This is a genomic window from Polaribacter sp., assembly GCF_051251875.1.
Lineage (GTDB): Bacteria > Bacteroidota > Bacteroidia > Flavobacteriales > Flavobacteriaceae > Polaribacter.
In genome coordinates, this window is the sequence record NZ_JBPOGL010000044.1 from 1 (window position 1) to 15,052 (window position 15,052).

At 29.8% G+C, this 15,052-nt stretch carries 16 protein-coding genes; 7 read left to right on the top strand and 9 right to left on the bottom strand.

What is annotated here, in order from left to right; all coding sequences use genetic code 11:
* Positions 1 to 656: glutamate--tRNA ligase (locus ACSHW5_RS15280; RefSeq protein ID WP_435677016.1), on the bottom strand; the 656-nt coding region annotated here is incomplete at its 3' end.
* Between the two features lie 189 nt (positions 657 to 845).
* Positions 846 to 1,685 (bottom strand): hypothetical protein, encoded by an 840-nt coding sequence (locus ACSHW5_RS15285; RefSeq protein ID WP_435677017.1) that lies wholly within the window; start codon positions 1,683 to 1,685, stop codon positions 846 to 848.
* Positions 1,686 to 1,822: 137 nt separating this feature from the next.
* Between ACSHW5_RS15285 and ACSHW5_RS15290 the strand changes: the two genes are divergently transcribed.
* The 4 genes from ACSHW5_RS15290 to ACSHW5_RS15305 are packed head-to-tail and all read left to right on the top strand — an operon-like array spanning position 1,823 to position 8,494.
* A complete protein-coding gene (locus ACSHW5_RS15290; RefSeq protein ID WP_435677018.1) occupies positions 1,823 to 5,236 on the top strand; it encodes a DUF4175 family protein in 3,414 nt (1,137 codons plus the stop codon).
* A 2-nt stretch (positions 5,237 to 5,238) separates the two neighbouring features.
* Positions 5,239 to 5,649, top strand: a complete 411-nt coding sequence (ybeY, locus tag ACSHW5_RS15295) for an rRNA maturation RNase YbeY (protein WP_435677019.1) — start codon at positions 5,239 to 5,241, stop codon at positions 5,647 to 5,649.
* 51 nt (positions 5,650 to 5,700) lie between these two features.
* A complete protein-coding gene (mnmG, locus tag ACSHW5_RS15300; protein WP_435677020.1) occupies positions 5,701 to 7,578 on the top strand; it encodes a tRNA uridine-5-carboxymethylaminomethyl(34) synthesis enzyme MnmG in 1,878 nt (625 codons plus the stop codon).
* 19 nt (positions 7,579 to 7,597) lie between these two features.
* Complete coding sequence (locus ACSHW5_RS15305) at positions 7,598 to 8,494, top strand: class I SAM-dependent methyltransferase (RefSeq protein WP_435677021.1); 897 nt, start codon at positions 7,598 to 7,600, stop codon at positions 8,492 to 8,494.
* 142 nt (positions 8,495 to 8,636) lie between these two features.
* Here the strand turns inward: ACSHW5_RS15305 and ACSHW5_RS15310 are convergent, their stop codons facing one another.
* The 6 genes from ACSHW5_RS15310 to panB all read right to left on the bottom strand — a co-directional run bounded on the left by ACSHW5_RS15310 (position 8,637) and on the right by panB (position 12,651).
* Positions 8,637 to 9,035, bottom strand: coding sequence for a DoxX family protein (locus ACSHW5_RS15310; protein ID WP_435677022.1), 399 nt, complete (start codon positions 9,033 to 9,035; stop codon positions 8,637 to 8,639).
* Positions 9,036 to 9,050: 15 nt separating this feature from the next.
* Positions 9,051 to 9,590, bottom strand: a complete 540-nt coding sequence (locus tag ACSHW5_RS15315) for a hypothetical protein (RefSeq protein ID WP_435677023.1) — start codon at positions 9,588 to 9,590, stop codon at positions 9,051 to 9,053.
* 38 nt (positions 9,591 to 9,628) lie between these two features.
* Positions 9,629 to 10,012 (bottom strand): VOC family protein, encoded by a 384-nt coding sequence (locus ACSHW5_RS15320; protein WP_435677024.1) that lies wholly within the window; start codon positions 10,010 to 10,012, stop codon positions 9,629 to 9,631.
* Positions 10,013 to 10,060: 48 nt separating this feature from the next.
* The gene (locus tag ACSHW5_RS15325) at positions 10,061 to 10,519 is read right to left on the bottom strand and encodes a DUF1801 domain-containing protein (RefSeq protein ID WP_435677025.1); all 459 of its coding nucleotides are present in this window, start codon (positions 10,517 to 10,519) and stop codon (positions 10,061 to 10,063) included.
* Positions 10,520 to 10,770: 251 nt separating this feature from the next.
* Positions 10,771 to 11,712 (bottom strand): 2-hydroxyacid dehydrogenase, encoded by a 942-nt coding sequence (locus ACSHW5_RS15330; RefSeq protein ID WP_435677026.1) that lies wholly within the window; start codon positions 11,710 to 11,712, stop codon positions 10,771 to 10,773.
* A gap of 120 nt (positions 11,713 to 11,832) precedes the next feature.
* Complete coding sequence (gene panB / locus ACSHW5_RS15335; RefSeq protein WP_435677027.1) at positions 11,833 to 12,651, bottom strand: 3-methyl-2-oxobutanoate hydroxymethyltransferase; 819 nt, start codon at positions 12,649 to 12,651, stop codon at positions 11,833 to 11,835.
* A 351-nt stretch (positions 12,652 to 13,002) separates the two neighbouring features.
* On the opposite strand from panB, the gene ACSHW5_RS15340 reads away from it, so the two are divergent.
* The 3 genes from ACSHW5_RS15340 to ACSHW5_RS15350 all read left to right on the top strand — a co-directional run bounded on the left by ACSHW5_RS15340 (position 13,003) and on the right by ACSHW5_RS15350 (position 14,653).
* The gene (locus ACSHW5_RS15340) at positions 13,003 to 13,569 is read left to right on the top strand and encodes a sigma-70 family RNA polymerase sigma factor (RefSeq protein WP_435677028.1); all 567 of its coding nucleotides are present in this window, start codon (positions 13,003 to 13,005) and stop codon (positions 13,567 to 13,569) included.
* 3 nt (positions 13,570 to 13,572) lie between these two features.
* Entirely contained in the window at positions 13,573 to 13,836 is a 264-nt protein-coding gene (locus ACSHW5_RS15345) for a hypothetical protein (protein WP_435677029.1), read from the top strand.
* Between the two features lie 175 nt (positions 13,837 to 14,011).
* Positions 14,012 to 14,653: an O-methyltransferase gene (locus ACSHW5_RS15350; protein WP_435677030.1), complete on the top strand. Its 642-nt coding sequence runs from the start codon at positions 14,012 to 14,014 to the stop codon at positions 14,651 to 14,653.
* 104 nt (positions 14,654 to 14,757) lie between these two features.
* Here ACSHW5_RS15350 and ACSHW5_RS15355 read toward each other — a convergent pair whose 3' ends face one another.
* Positions 14,758 to 15,039 carry a Sec-independent protein translocase subunit TatA/TatB gene (locus tag ACSHW5_RS15355; RefSeq protein ID WP_435677031.1) on the bottom strand — a complete coding sequence of 94 codons (282 nt, stop codon included), beginning with the start codon at positions 15,037 to 15,039 and terminating at the stop codon, positions 14,758 to 14,760.
* Positions 15,040 to 15,052 lie beyond the last annotated feature (13 nt).

Genomic DNA, 15,052 nt, shown 5'->3' on the forward strand with positions numbered 1-15,052 from the left:
GAGATTTCCATTAAATGATCATCAACAATATTTGCTAAATGATAGGTTGGCATTCCGTCTCCTTTAAATAAAATTTTATCATCTAAAGTATTGGTATCAATTCTAATATTTCCACGAATTTCATCTTCCATTCTTAAAAGCTCATCTTGTGGCGTTTTAAAACGGATTACATAATTTTCGCCAGAATTAATTCTGTTTTGTACTTCTTCTTCAGATAATACCAAAGAATTTACCAAACGTCCTTTTGCGCGATTATGCCAATTGTATATAAATGTTTTTCCTTCTGATTCATGATTTTTTCTTTCCGCATCTAATGCTTCTGGAGAATCAAAACAATAATATGCCCAACCAGTTTCAATTAGTGTATCTGCATATTGTTTGTATAATTCTTTACGTTCTGATTGTCTGTAAGGACCAAATTTTTCGTTTTTTCCTGGGCCTTCATCAAAAGGAATATTACACCATTCTAAAGCGTCTATTATATATTGTTCTGCATTGGCAACATAACGTGTTTGGTCTGTGTCTTCTATTCGTAATACAAAAGTTCCGTTGTATTTTTTAGCAAATAAATAATTATATAAAGCTGTTCTTACACCACCAATATGCAAAGGTCCTGTAGGACTTGGTGCAAAACGAACACGTACATTAGATTCCATCTTTTTTATTTTTTGTGGTTGCAAAGATAGTTTTTAAAAGAGAGAATAGAAATTGGAGAAAAGAAAATATATATACCTTTTTTGTGGATTGCTATTTTTTTAAATGTTTCATCGAAAGAAAAACCCCTTCAGGTTTTTAAAACCTTAAGGGGTTGATATACTTCCTAAATTTTAGTTAGTGGTTAAATTCTAAAACTTCTTATAAAGACCAACAGATAATGCCATTTGTTTGGCAACATTATTTCCGAAAAAAGCGGCTGGTAAACTTGCTGTAATTCCAAAATTATCAGAAAATTCTCCGATGGCTTTTAAACCAACAACACCATATTCTTGGTTGTTAACATACAAACCGGTTGCTAAATTAGAATTAGGTTCTACAATATTGCCATTCTCAAAAGATTTTGAAACATCTACAAAACCAATTAACCAAATACTTTTTGTAATTTTTGCACCATATTCTCCACCAATTTTAAAATTAGAACTGTAATCATTTGTTCTAATATTTACACCCATAAATGTTTGTAAATAACTCTTACCAAAACTTTTTCCTGCTAGAAATAGGGGAGTAAAAGTAAAGGCATCATATCCTGTTCTTATTCCGGAAGTATCATCAAAGGAACTAGTATTTGCTTCAACCGATAATTGACCAGAAAGCAACCAATTTTTTTTATAGAAATTATGTTTCAAACCAATTTCTACATTTCCTAAGGCGTTTTCTTTATTTGTACTTTCCGGACAGTTACCAACCAAACAAGGATTTACAATACCTTGGTGTTTAATTATTTTATAAGGAATATTTACAAGTAATGTGGTGTTTTGAGATAGTCCATATTCACCATAAAACTGTAAAGTGTTATCTGTAATATCTCCTTGTATTTCATAATCAGGATCGCCAAATAAAGTATGGTAACTAGGAATGGTAGAAAAGGAAACCTGTGTATAAAATTTTCCTTTTTCTTGGGTCCAAGGACTTTGGGAAAACGCAGTGTAGCTTATTAGTAAAACTAGAATTGTTGTAATGGGTTTCATAAATTAGTTTGATTATTTTTGATGTAATTATTAAGTTTTAAACTTAGTGGTAAGAGATGATGATTACTTACAATAATTACTTTAACAATTATTTGATGTCATTTGTATTTTAAAAAGAGTATTTTTATTTGTTACTTATGAGCGGATTTAAAAACATAGAGCAAAAATTACATCAATTTACAAGAAAATATTATACTAGTGAATTGATAAAGGGAAGTATTCTATTTCTTTCTTTAGGATTTCTATATCTTTTTTTTACAGTATTCTTAGAATATTTTTTATGGTTACAACCAACTGCTAGAACTATTTTGTTTTGGTTATTTTTATTGGTTCAAATCTTTTTGTTGATTAGATTTATTGCCATTCCTGTTTCTAAGTTGATTGGTTTAAGAAAAGGAATTACGTTTGAGCAATCTTCAAAAATTATTGGAAATCATTTTCCTGAGGTTCAAGATAAATTATTGAATATTTTACAATTAAAGAAGAATTCCAATCAGTCTGATTTGTTATTGGCAAGTATAGATCAAAAAGCCAAGGAATTACAACCCATTTCCTTTGTTAAGGCTGTAGATTTTAGGCGAAATAAAAAGTATTTAAAATATGCTGTTATACCTATTTTTATTTGGTTAATTATCTTATTTACAGGTACTAATGGTGCACTTACTCAAAGTTTGCAACGAGTTGTAAATCATAATATTGCGTACATTCCGCCGGCGCCTTTTGCGTTTTCTTTAGTAAATACTAATTTAAAAGTAATTCAAGGAAAATCTATTACAATTTCTATAGCCACAGAAGGTAAAGTGCTGCCAAGTACAGCAGAAGTTATTTTTAATAATGAACATTATTATTTACAAAATAATGGCAACGGAACATTTTCGTATACGTTTACTGATGTTCAAAATCCAATTGCATTTTATATAAGGGCTAATGGGGTACAATCGCAAGCGTATACAATTGATGTAATTCGTACGCCAACTATAAACGGTATTTCTTTAGATTTAAAATATCCGAATTATATTGGAAAAAGAAATGAAACAATTAAAAATGCTGGTAATATTTTGGTTCCGGAGGGCACAATTATTCATTGGAATGTTCAGACAAATCAAACAGATTCTATTGCTTTTATCAATAATGAAAGTAGAACTTTTTTTGAATCAAATAGGTTGAATAATTTTACCTTTTCTAAAAAGATTCGAAAAACAATAAATTATCAAATTTCATCATCGAACAAAGAATTAAGAGATTTTGAAAAACTACAATTTTCTGTGGATGTTGTAAAAGATGAATTTCCGGTGATTTCTGTGCAATCAAATATGGATAGTGTTTCACGTGGAACTTTTGAATTTGCTGGTCAAATTTCTGATGATTATGGAATCAAAAAATTACAACTAATATATTATAACGAATCAAATCCTGAACTTAAAAAAAACTATGATTTAAATATTTCTAAAGAAAACATTCAAACATTCTTTTATCAATTCCCGATGGGTTTGGATTTACAAAAAGGAATGAATTATGAATTCTTTTTTCAAGTTTTTGATAATGATGCCGTAAACGGAAGTAAAAAAACAACGAGTAAAATTTTTAATTATAGAGAAAAAACTTCCAATGAAGTAGAAGAAGAATTGCTGCAAGAACAAAAAAATACGATTCATGATTTAGAAAATTCTATTAAAAAACAACAGAATAATCAGAAGAATTTAGAACAGATTCAAAAAGATTTACAAGGAAAGAAAAACATAAACTGGAATGATAAAAAGAAGATTCAGAAATTTGTAGAGCGACAGAATCAATATAATAAAATGATGCAGCGTCAATCTGATAAGTTGCAGGAAAATCTTGAAGAAAGGAAGGAAGAAAATGAAGAACTTCAAAACAAAAAAGAAACATTAAAAGAACGTATAGAGGAATTAAAGAAGTTAGAAAAACAACAAAAGTTGTTAGATGAAATTCAGAAGATGGGAGAGAAATTGAATAAAGATGATCTCTTAAAAAAAGCCAAAGAATTAGCACAACAAAACAAACAGCAAGAAAGAAGTTTAGAACGTATTTTAGAATTAACCAAACGTTTTTATGTTGAACAAAAAACAATGCAAATTGCTGCTAAAATAGAAAAATTAGCAGAGAAGCAAGAAGCAGTGGTAAAGGAAGATGAGGATATTTTAAAGAAACAAAACGAAGTAAAAAAAGAATTTGACTCATTAAAAAAGGAATTAGAAGAGCTTGATAAAGACAATCAGAAATTAAAAGATCCTATGGAGCTTCCGGATGTGGAAGATGAAAAAGAAGATGTGGATAGTGAGTTAAAAAAATCTGAAGATAACATTTCTAAAGAACAATCATCAGACGCAAAAAAACATCAGAAAAAAGCTTCAGAAAAAATGAAGGAAATGAGTGCTAAAATGCAACAAGCTATGATGGAAATGGAAGGAGAATCTATGGAAGAAAACATGGATGATTTGCGTAAAATTCTTGAAAACTTGGTAATCTTTTCTTTTAAACAAGAATTATTAATGAACAAGTTTGAAGAAATTTCTACTACGCATCCAGATTTTGGAAAGGATTTAAAAGATCAAAATCAATTAAAAACATATTTTGAACACATAGATGATAGCTTGTATGTATTGTCTATGCGTTTACCAAAAATTTCTGCTAAGATTAAAAATGATTTGTCAACAACGCATTATAATTTAGAAGAATCTTTACATCATTTTTCTGAGAATCTTTTTGCAAATGGAGTTTCTAATCAACGTTATGTAATGACATCTGTAAATAATTTAGCAGACTATTTAAGTAATATTTTAAATAGTATGAAAAATTCTATGTCTATGAAAATGGGGAAAGGAAAGAAGGGAAAAGGAGGTGGTTTTAGTTTACCAGATTTAATTAAGAAGCAAGGAGATTTGTCTGAAAAGATGCAAAATGGAATGAAGAAAGGTCAAAAACCTGGGGATAAAAAGGGTGAAGGAAAACAAGGAAAAGACGGAGAAAAAAGTGATAAAGGAGGTAAGGGTAAACAAGGTGCTGATGGAAAAGAGGGAAAGGGAGAAGATGGAAATGGAAAAAAATCAGGAATTAATGAAGGTAAAAAAGGAGAGGGAGAAGGAGGTTCTAATGATGATTTAGACGGACAGATTTATGAAATTTATAAAGAACAAAGTTTATTAAGACAAGCTTTGCAGGAACAGATTGGTAAATCGGAAGGTGAAGGAAATGGTATAAATGAGCAAGCAAGAAAAGCTTTAAAGAAGATGGAGGAATTGGAAAATGAGATTTTAGAAAAAGGATTTAATAATCAAACACTTCAAAAGATGCAAGATTTGAACTACGAATTATTAAAGTTAGATCAAGCTACTTTGGAACAAGGAGAGGATAGTAAACGGAAATCGAATGCAAATCTAAAAGAATTTCAAAAGCGTACTATTAAAGCAATTCAATTTAAAAAGCAGTTTTACAATCAAACAGAAATATTAAATAGACAATCATTACCTTTGCAGCAAAATTATAAAAAGAAAGTGAGAGCTTATTTTTCTGACATTAAAAAAGAGTAGGTATGGTGACGTTTAATTACGAGACAGATTTTAAATTAGATAATGAAAATCTCCTAGAATATTGGATTGATACTGTTGTTTCAAATCATGATTTTAGTATTGGTGAAATCAATTATATTTTTTGTGATGATGTGTATCTTCATAAATTAAATGTAGATTTTTTGCAACATGATACGCTTACGGATGTAATAAGTTTTGATAATACTTTGGGTAAATTAGTAAGTGGAGATATTTATATTTCTGTGGAAAGAGTAGCAGAAAATGCCATAGAATTTAAGGAAACTTTTATAGATGAATTGCATCGAGTTATGATTCATGGTGTATTACATTATATGGGTTATAAAGATAAATCTGAAGAAGAAATAAGTAAGATGAGGGCAGCTGAGAATAAAGCATTGTTAGCGTTTAAATAGTAGAATTATCAATTTAATATAAAGCAGGGTTTCACGTGGAACCATAGAAAAATGAGTTTATTTTCAACAACATATGATGTAATAGTAGTAGGAGGTGGTCACGCAGGAAGTGAAGCTGCTGCAGCTGCTGCAAACATGGGTGCACACACTTTGTTAATTACAATGAATTTACAAAATATTGCACAAATGAGTTGTAATCCTGCCATGGGCGGTATTGCAAAAGGACAAATAATAAGAGAGATTGATGCTTTAGGTGGTTATAGCGGTATTGTTACTGATAAGACAGCTATTCAGTTTAAGATGTTAAACAAATCTAAAGGACCTGCTATGTGGAGTCCAAGAGCTCAATCAGACAGAATGCAGTTTGCAGAATGTTGGAGAACCATGTTAGAGGAAACTGAAAAGGTAGACTTTTATCAAGATTCTGTGAATGGTTTATTGTTTGATGGTGATACAATTGTTGGAGTAAAAACTACCTTAGGTTTAGAAATTAAATCGAAGACAGTGGTTATTACAGCAGGTACGTTTTTAAACGGTTTAATTCATATTGGAGATAAAAGTTTTGGAGGCGGTAGAGCAGGAGAAGGAGCTTCTACAGGAATTACGGAAGACTTAGTTGCTAAAGGTTTTGAATCTGGAAGAATGAAGACCGGAACTCCGCCAAGAGTAGATGGTAGATCTTTGGATTATTCTAAAATGATTGAGCAACCTGGAGATGAAATTACTGAGAAATTTTCTTATTTGCCAACCACAAAACCATTGCAAAAACAACGTTCATGTTGGCTTACGTATACCAACTTAGATGTGCATGATTTGTTACGTACAGGTTTTGATAGATCGCCAATGTTTAATGGTAGAATTAAATCTACCGGACCAAGATATTGTCCGTCTATAGAAGATAAGATAGATAGATTTGCTACTAAAGATAGACATCAAATGTTTATAGAACCAGAAGGTTGGACAACTTGTGAAATGTATGTGAATGGATTTTCTACTTCACTTCCAGAAGATATTCAAGATAAAGCAATACGTTCTGTAGCTGGTTTTGAAAACGTAAAGTTTTTAAGATATGGTTATGCAATAGAATATGATTTTTTTCCACCAACACAATTAAAGCATTCTTTAGAAACAAAGTTAATACAGAATTTATTTTTTGCTGGTCAGATTAATGGAACAACGGGTTATGAAGAAGCCGCTGCACAAGGATTAATGGCTGGGGTAAATGCTGCTTTAAAAACGCAAGAAAAAGAACCATTTGTTTTAAAAAGAAACGAAGCATACATAGGTGTTTTAATTGATGATTTAATTACAAAAGGTACAGAAGAACCATATAGAATGTTTACTTCTAGAGCAGAATATAGAACGTTGTTAAGACAAGATAATGCAGATTTAAGATTAACCCCCATTGGTTTTAAATTAGGTTTGGCATCAAAAGAAAGATTAGATAGAGTGGTAGAGAAGCAAGAAAAAGCAGCTTTATTAATTAAATTTTTACAAGAAACAAGTGTAAAGCAAGAGGAGATTAATCCTATTCTTGAAGCTAAAAATTTAGCGTTGATTAATCAATCTATGAAACTTTATAAAATTGCAGCAAGGCCACAATTAGAGTTTTCTGATTTTAAAAATGTAAAAAAATTAAGTACTTTTTTAGAAGAAAATGCAATTGATAAAGAAGCTATTGAACAAGCCGTTATTCATTTAAAATATTCTGGTTATATAGAAAAAGAAAAGAATAATGCAGATAAATTAAATAGATTAGAGAATGTAATGATTCCTTCTAAGTTTAATTATCAAAAAGTAAAATCTCTATCTTTTGAAGCTAGAGAAAAATTAAGTAAAATTCAACCTACATCAATATCACAAGCTAGTAGAATTAGTGGTGTTTCCCCCAGTGATATTTCCGTTTTATTGGTGTATATGGGAAGGTAAATAATTAATAATTTAGAGGATGTTCCACGAGGAACATGATCATAAACAAATTAAAATTTTGGGGGAAACACAGAAAATTTATGAAAATTTAATACCATTTTTAGACTGTATAGACTATACGGTTTCTAAAGAAAAGTATGAGGTAAAAAAGAATGCTATTTATGATATGTTGGTAACAGTTCCTGTTCCTGAAAATTTAGAAGATTATTACAAAAGCAAAGATTATATTTCTCATACCGATAGTAAAAAAAGTTTGTTTGATAAAGTGTATCAAGCTGTAAAATTTATCACTTTAAAAAGAAAACTAAAGTTGATGAATTCCTTTAAAACTTCCACTAAAAATATTTTAGATGTTGGTGCAGGAACAGGAGATTTTTTAAAAACATGTAAAGAAAATAATTGGAATGTTTCTGGAGTTGAACCAAGTTTAGACGCTATAAATATTGCAGCGGTAAAAGGTGTTTTTTTAAAGGAAAATTTATCAGAATTTAAAAATGAAAAATTTGATGTTATTACACTTTGGCATGTATTAGAACATGTAGAAAATTTAAAAGAATATATGGCAACCTTAAAAAATCTTTTATCTGAAAATGGAAGGTTGGTAATTGCGGTTCCTAATTACAAAAGTTACGACGCTAATTATTATAAAGAGTTTTGGGCGGCGTTTGATGTACCAAGGCATTTATGGCATTTCTCTCAAAATTCAATTCATACATTATTTTCTGAAGTAAATATGAGTGTGGAAAAAACAATTCCCATGAAATTTGATGCGTATTATGTGTCTCTTTTAAGTGAAAAATATAAGTCTAAAAAAACAAATCCGTTTCAGGCATTGTACAGAGGTTTTCTCTCAAATTCTAAAGCGAAAACCTCAAAGGAGTATTCTTCATTAATTTATGTTATAAAAAATAGCTAATTTTTGTTTTAAATACTGTTATTTTTATTTTTAACAGTGAATGTGAGATAATATATTAAAAAAACTTAAAAACCTCTTAGAACGCTTGTTTTAAGAGGTTTTTTTATAGATTTTATTTATTATTATTCTATATTTATAGAATTTACCTATTTAGAAGAAAAACTCCAAATGCTGTGATGATAAAATAGACAGCTAAAGACATTGCTCCCGCATAATCTTTTGCCAAACGTTGCCCAATAAGCATACATAAAATGGAGAGCGCAGAAAGCTCAATTCCCAATAAAGCAATTTCTTTAACTCCGGAAGTGTAAAGTTGGTACACGCCAAGAATCATTAAAATACAAGCAGCTATTTCAATAATTAAAACAATTGCTAATAATGGTTGAACTTTATTTTTTAAGGGAGAGTTTATAAAATGATTTTCTATAAAACTTACTGTTCCGCTCCAATCTAAAATTTTTTCTAAACTAGAAAGTACAAAGGTGATTATTAAAAAAAATAGGATAAGAACTTCTGTTGGGTATTCAGATAAAAAACGCATATTTTCTTTTTGGTTTTATTTTCCAAATAAACGTTGAAAAAAGGTTTTAGATTTTTCTTTCACTTCTTCAATTTCTTCTTTTGCATCTTCGGCAAAATCAGCCAAATGCTCTGCAGCTTCACCAGCTAACTCAGATGCTTTTTCTCCTACGTCTTCAAAAGCTTCTTTGGCATCTTCGGCAAATTCAGTTGCTTTTTCTTTTGCCTTTTCCGTGTATTCTCCAACTTTTTCTTTGGCTTTGTTTATGTTTTCATCAGAAAAAGTTTCGCTAATTTTTTCTTTAGATTTTTCAAAAACTTCTTTGGCATCTTCGGCAAATTCAGACGCTTTTTCTTTTGCAGAATCAGTAAATTCTCCAGCTTTATGTTTAAGGTTTTCTATGTTTTCATCAGAAAAAGTTTCACTAATTTTTTCTTTTGTGTTTTCAAAAGCCTCTTTTGCGTTGTCTTTTATTTCAGATGTTTTTTTCTGACTTTTTTCAATGGTTTCTTTTGCTTCCTCAGATATTGATTTTGAACCTTTTTTATTCCCTAGATTATTATCAGTTTTGCTCATAATTTATTGGTTTTAAATGTATGTTTTGTAATTATATTTTATTCAAAAGCTTGGTCTATTGGTTCCCAAAGTTCTATTTTATTGCCTTCATTATCTAGAATCCAACCAAATTTTCCGTATTCGTATTCTTCCATTTCACCAACAATTGTAACACCTTCTTTTTTTAATTCTGCTAATAATTCCACTAAATTTTCAACTCTATAATTAAACATAAAGTCTTTTTTTGAAGGCTCAAAATGTTTAGTATCTTTATCAAACGGACTCCATTGTGTAGAACATTTATTGCCATTAGCATCTTTCCACCAGAAAGTACAACCCCAATCATCTGTATTAAATCCTAAATGATTTTTATACCATTCTTTTGCTGCTTTGGCATCTTCAGATTTAAAAAATAAACCGCCAATTCCTGTTACTCTTTTCATTTATTTTTAGATTTATAAGTATTTTGATATGAATTTAACAATCAGTTATTAGTTCTTTTTGATGTTGTTTTCATAATGTTTTATCCAATCTTCAACGGTTATTTTTTTACATAATTCAGCAATTAGTTCAAACGGAATGTCATCCATTTTTTTAAAACGGATACAACTTTTTCCCATATCTAATTTTCTAGAACTATGTTTAGGATATTCTTTTACAAACCAATCATGAATTTCCGGAATGGCATAAATGCCGCTGTGATATAAATTTACAGAGTTTTTTTGCGAAGCAAAACTCATAAACGGTAACGGCTCTGTTGGATTGCAATGATAACCTGAAGGATAGATTGAATGAGGAACATAATAAGCAATCATACCGTATTGCATGCCTTCTTCAAAACCTTTTGGTAGGTTTTCTTTGATTATTTTTCTGAGTTTTTGTAATGCACTTTTACGTTCTTTAGGTACTTGAGGAATATATTCTTCCGGTGATGTGGCTTTGTATTGCATAATTTTTGGTTGTTAAAATAAATAGACATACAAGTTAATAAAATTTTATGATTTATCAATCTGTTTCTAAATCCATAATTTTTGCTAAAAACTACCGCACTTTTGTCATTTCAAAGTATTGAGAAATCTCATAAGAGTGATATTACAATACAATACAAACCTTATGTTATTTCTCCCAAAAAGGTGGAAATAACAAACTAGAAGAAGGTTGTTGATTGTTTTTAAATAGTATTAAAAAGGCAAAAACAAAATTATTTAACAAAATTTTCTTTGATTTTATCTACAATTGTTTGTGCCAATCTTTCTTTACTTTCAACGGTCCAACCGGCAACATGCGGAGATAATAATACATTTTCAGCATCTATTAAATATTGAAAAGCTTCTGGCATTTTGGCATCAGAAAATAGGTTTTCAAATGATGATTTTTCATATTCTAAAACATCTAATCCGGCACCTAAAATTTTGCCCGATTTTAGTGCTGAAACCAAATCTTTGGTCACTACAGATTTTCCGCGTGCGGTATTTATCAACCAAAAATTATTTTTAAAACCATTGATAAAATCGGTATTTATCATGTTTTCTGTAAGAGCAGTTTGTGGCGTATGTAAACTTAAAATACCTGCTTTTTCTTGTAATTCAGATAAAGAAACTTGTTTGCAATTAGCGTCTCCAACATTAGGTTTTATATCATAACATAAAACTTCTACATCAAAACCGCGTAGTTTTTTTGCGAAAGATTTTCCCATGTTTCCATATCCAATTAAACCAACAGTTCTTCCGTCTAGTTCAATTCCGCGATTTTCTTCGCGCAGCCATTTTCCATTTCTAACTTCTTTATCTGCTTTGTTTAGTTTGTTAAAAAGGGATAAAAGCATTCCTAGAGAATGTTCGCCAACAGCATTTCTATTTCCTTCTGGTGCAGCAATTAATGTTATTCCTTTGCTTTCTGCATATGTACAATCTATGTTTTCTAAACCAGCGCCAACACGACCAATAAATTTTAGATTTGTGGCCTTGTCTAAGAAATTTTTATCAATTGAAAACCTACTTCTAATGATAAAACCATCATACAAGTGAATTTTAGCAATAATTTGTTCTTTTGTAGAAGTGTAATCTTCATCGTTTTGATACCCTAAATCATTTAATTGATGTATTAAAAGGGAATGGTTTGAGTCTAGGTGAAGTATTTTCATTGGTAAATTGTTGGATGTTTGGATTTCTAGATTTTTAGAGTGTGAGATATGTAGATCATTAGCGAAATATTAAATTTTAAAAATCAATTATCTAAAAATTCAACAGTCTAATATTCTAAATTAATACTGTTCTTTATCGTTCGGAAAATCGCCACTTTTTACATCATCAACATAGGTTTCAAAAGCGCTTGTCATGTCTTTGTATAAATCTAAATAACGTCTTAAAAATCTTGGGTGAAACTCATGCGTCATTCCTATCATATCATGTGTAACCAAAACTTGTCCATCTACACCATTTCCTGCGCCAATACCTATTACGGGAATAGAAATAGCATCTGCTACTTCTTTTGCTAATTTAGCAGGTACTTTTTCTAAAACCACTGCAAAACAACCTAATCTTTCTAACATTAAAGCATCTTCCATTAATTGTGCTGCTTCTTCTTCTTCTTTTGCTCTTACAGTATACGTACCAAATTTATAGATAGATTGTGGCGTTAACCCTAAATGCCCCATTACAGGAATTCCGGCATTTAAAATACGTTTAATAGATTCTTTTACTTCTTTACCACCTTCTAATTTAATAGAATGTCCGCCACTTTCTTTCATAATTCTAATGGCAGAACGCAAGGCTTCTTTTGGGTCTGATTGATAACTACCAAAAGGTAAATCTACTACCACTAAACATCTATTAATTGCTCTTACAACAGAACTAGCATGATAAATCATTTGATCTAAGGTTATAGGCAACGTAGTTTCATGACCCGCCATTACATTTGAAGCAGAATCTCCTACTAAAAGCACATCAATACCAGCGCCATCTAAAATTTTTGCCATGGTAAAATCATACGCGGTTAACATGGAAATTTTTTCTCCATTTTTCTTCATATCTACCAAAGATTTTACCGTAACTTTTTTATATTCTTTTTTTGCTGCTGACATACTTTTATTGTTTTTTATTGCCGTAAATGTAAGAAATATCAAGAGATATTGTACTAGTTAAAATTTGGTTAATTAGAGAGCTTGTTATAATTATAAGAAGTTTTTTAGTTAGTTTTATCATTTTATGCAAAATACGTTACCTTAAGAATCAAAAGGTATAAGTACAACGTAAAATTGTGAAAACGATCCTTAGAAAATAATGGTATTTTGGTTTAAAAATTGATATAATTACAGCTTTTATTTCATAAATTTTTACTGCATTAATTTTTATTTAATTGATATATGTACAAGAGGGAGTAGTTAGGTTATAATAATTAAAAAATAGTTCTATATTTGGTTTTTAATTCTCAGATGGTACAAGAAAAGGCAACACTTGATTCTAGTAAATGGATAGATAATTATGCAGATTATATGTTTAATTATGCTGTTGTACGCGTAAATAATAGTGATACAGCTAAAGATTTGGTACAAGACACCTTTTTTGCAGGCTTAAAATCTGCCAAAAATTTTCAAGGAAAATCTACGGAAAGAACCTGGTTAATTTCTATTTTAAAAAGAAAGATAATAGATTATTACAGAAAAATAAATTCTAATAAAGGGAAAGCTGAAGTTAGAATGAATTTCTATAGTGATGGAGAGAATGAAGGAAATTGGATTGAAGAACGCGTGCCACAAAGCTGGAGTAATGACTCAGAAAGCAATATTGAAAATGAAGAATTGAAAAATCAATTAGAAGCTTGTATAGATAATTTGCCAGAAAAATATGCCATGGTTTTTAGAATGAAAACCATTCAAGAATTTGAAACTGAAGAAATTTGTAAGGAGTTAGATATTACTGCGTCAAATTTATGGGTTATCATTCATAGAGCAAGAACACAGTTAAGAAGATGTATGGAAGATAATTGGTTTAATAATTAGTACATGTTTAAGAAATTTAAAATATCTTGCGACCAAGCCACAACAATTTGTGATAAAAGTCAGTACGGAAAAGTATCAATATCAGAAATAGTATTGCTTAAAATTCATTTTTTAAGGTGTAATATTTGTTCTTTATATACAAAACAAAATACGTTATTATCTAAAATTTACAAAACCAAAGCAAACACTTGTAAAAACCACAACAAGTGTTTAACATTAGAGCAGAAAGAAGCTTTAAAAGCAAGGTTAAAGGAATTAGATAAATAAATTTTTTTCGTAATTTTTTTAAAAATTACATTTTTTGATTTTTTGTTAGATTGAACGGAATTTATAGAAATATAGATTCCGTTTTTTTGTATTTTAGCTTTTAGATCTCTCAAGCGCAGTTGAGAGGTTTTTATAGGAAACTTAAAGGTCTTAACTGCGTTAGACCAGCTATCGGATGTACTTTTTACCAGAAAATATAGATAATTACGTTGTAGAACACTCACAACAAGAGCCAAAAATTTTAAAAGAATTAAGCAGAGAAACTTGGCAAAAAGTATTAAATCCAAGAATGTTAAGTGGGGCTTTTCAAGGAAGAATTTTGTCTATGATTTCAAAACTAATTCAACCTAAAAACATTTTGGAAATAGGAACCTATACAGGATATTCTGCATTGTGTTTGGCCGAAGGATTGAATGCAAACGGAAAAATTTTTACAATTGATAAGAATGAAGAATTAGAAACGCTTCAGAACAAGTATTTCGAAAAATCTGGATATAGCAATAAAATTGAACAATTTGTAGGAAATGCTATAGAAATTATTCCGGAAATTGATACAAAGTTTGATCTGGTTTTTATTGATGCAGACAAGTCTAATTACATCAATTATTTTCATTTAATAATTGATAAAATGAATTCTGGCGGTATTATTTTATCGGATAATGTGCTGTGGAGTGGTAAAGTTGTAGAAAAACTAGATCCAAAAGATAACGACACAAAAGTACTTTTAGCCTACAATAAACTATTAAATTCTGATGATAGAATTGAATCAGTTTTGTTACCAATAAGAGATGGATTAACCATTAGTAGGGTAAAATAAACTAAGAATTCTAGTAGATGTATTGTAAGAAACATCTCTAAGAAAAGCTTATCAAGAATATGAACACTGTAAAACTGTTTTATTCTTTGTAACTGTCTTATAAACTACATGTTACGTTTTATAGGACCCGTAATATCATCAATATTACCTTTTACATCTTTTAGTTGATTTTTGATGTCTCCGGCAATATCGGTATCAATTTTATGCTTATCAGAACTTTCTTTGATATCATTTTTAATATCGTTGGTTGCGTCTTTTACTTGACGTATACCTTTTCCTAAATCTCTCGCAATTTTAGGAATTTTATCAGCACCAAAAACCATCACCACAATTAACATGACAACCATAATTTCAGGACCAGAAATAAATAAAAGAATTGAATTCATATTGCAAAGGTAA

Excerpts from the sequence above, each read along its gene's own strand:
- ACSHW5_RS15310 (WP_435677022.1), bottom strand. The coding sequence starts at position 9,035 with ATGCGTTTTTTATCTGAATACCCAACAGAAGTTCTTATCCTATTTTTT.
- ACSHW5_RS15340 (WP_435677028.1), top strand. The coding sequence starts at position 13,003 with ATGGTACAAGAAAAGGCAACACTTGATTCTAGTAAATGGATAGATAAT.
- ACSHW5_RS15325 (WP_435677025.1), bottom strand. The coding sequence starts at position 10,519 with ATGCAATACAAAGCCACATCACCGGAAGAATATATTCCTCAAGTACCT.
- panB (WP_435677027.1), bottom strand. The coding sequence starts at position 12,651 with ATGTCAGCAGCAAAAAAAGAATATAAAAAAGTTACGGTAAAATCTTTG.
- ACSHW5_RS15305 (WP_435677021.1), top strand. The coding sequence starts at position 7,598 with ATGTTCCACGAGGAACATGATCATAAACAAATTAAAATTTTGGGGGAA.
- ybeY (WP_435677019.1), top strand. The coding sequence starts at position 5,239 with ATGGTGACGTTTAATTACGAGACAGATTTTAAATTAGATAATGAAAAT.
- ACSHW5_RS15315 (WP_435677023.1), bottom strand. The coding sequence starts at position 9,590 with ATGAGCAAAACTGATAATAATCTAGGGAATAAAAAAGGTTCAAAATCA.
- ACSHW5_RS15355 (WP_435677031.1), bottom strand. The coding sequence starts at position 15,039 with ATGAATTCAATTCTTTTATTTATTTCTGGTCCTGAAATTATGGTTGTC.
- mnmG (WP_435677020.1), top strand. The coding sequence starts at position 5,701 with ATGAGTTTATTTTCAACAACATATGATGTAATAGTAGTAGGAGGTGGT.
- ACSHW5_RS15290 (WP_435677018.1), top strand. The coding sequence starts at position 1,823 with ATGAGCGGATTTAAAAACATAGAGCAAAAATTACATCAATTTACAAGA.
- ACSHW5_RS15330 (WP_435677026.1), bottom strand. The coding sequence starts at position 11,712 with ATGAAAATACTTCACCTAGACTCAAACCATTCCCTTTTAATACATCAA.
- ACSHW5_RS15350 (WP_435677030.1), top strand. The coding sequence starts at position 14,012 with ATGTACTTTTTACCAGAAAATATAGATAATTACGTTGTAGAACACTCA.
- ACSHW5_RS15285 (WP_435677017.1), bottom strand. The coding sequence starts at position 1,685 with ATGAAACCCATTACAACAATTCTAGTTTTACTAATAAGCTACACTGCG.
- ACSHW5_RS15320 (WP_435677024.1), bottom strand. The coding sequence starts at position 10,012 with ATGAAAAGAGTAACAGGAATTGGCGGTTTATTTTTTAAATCTGAAGAT.
- ACSHW5_RS15345 (WP_435677029.1), top strand. The coding sequence starts at position 13,573 with ATGTTTAAGAAATTTAAAATATCTTGCGACCAAGCCACAACAATTTGT.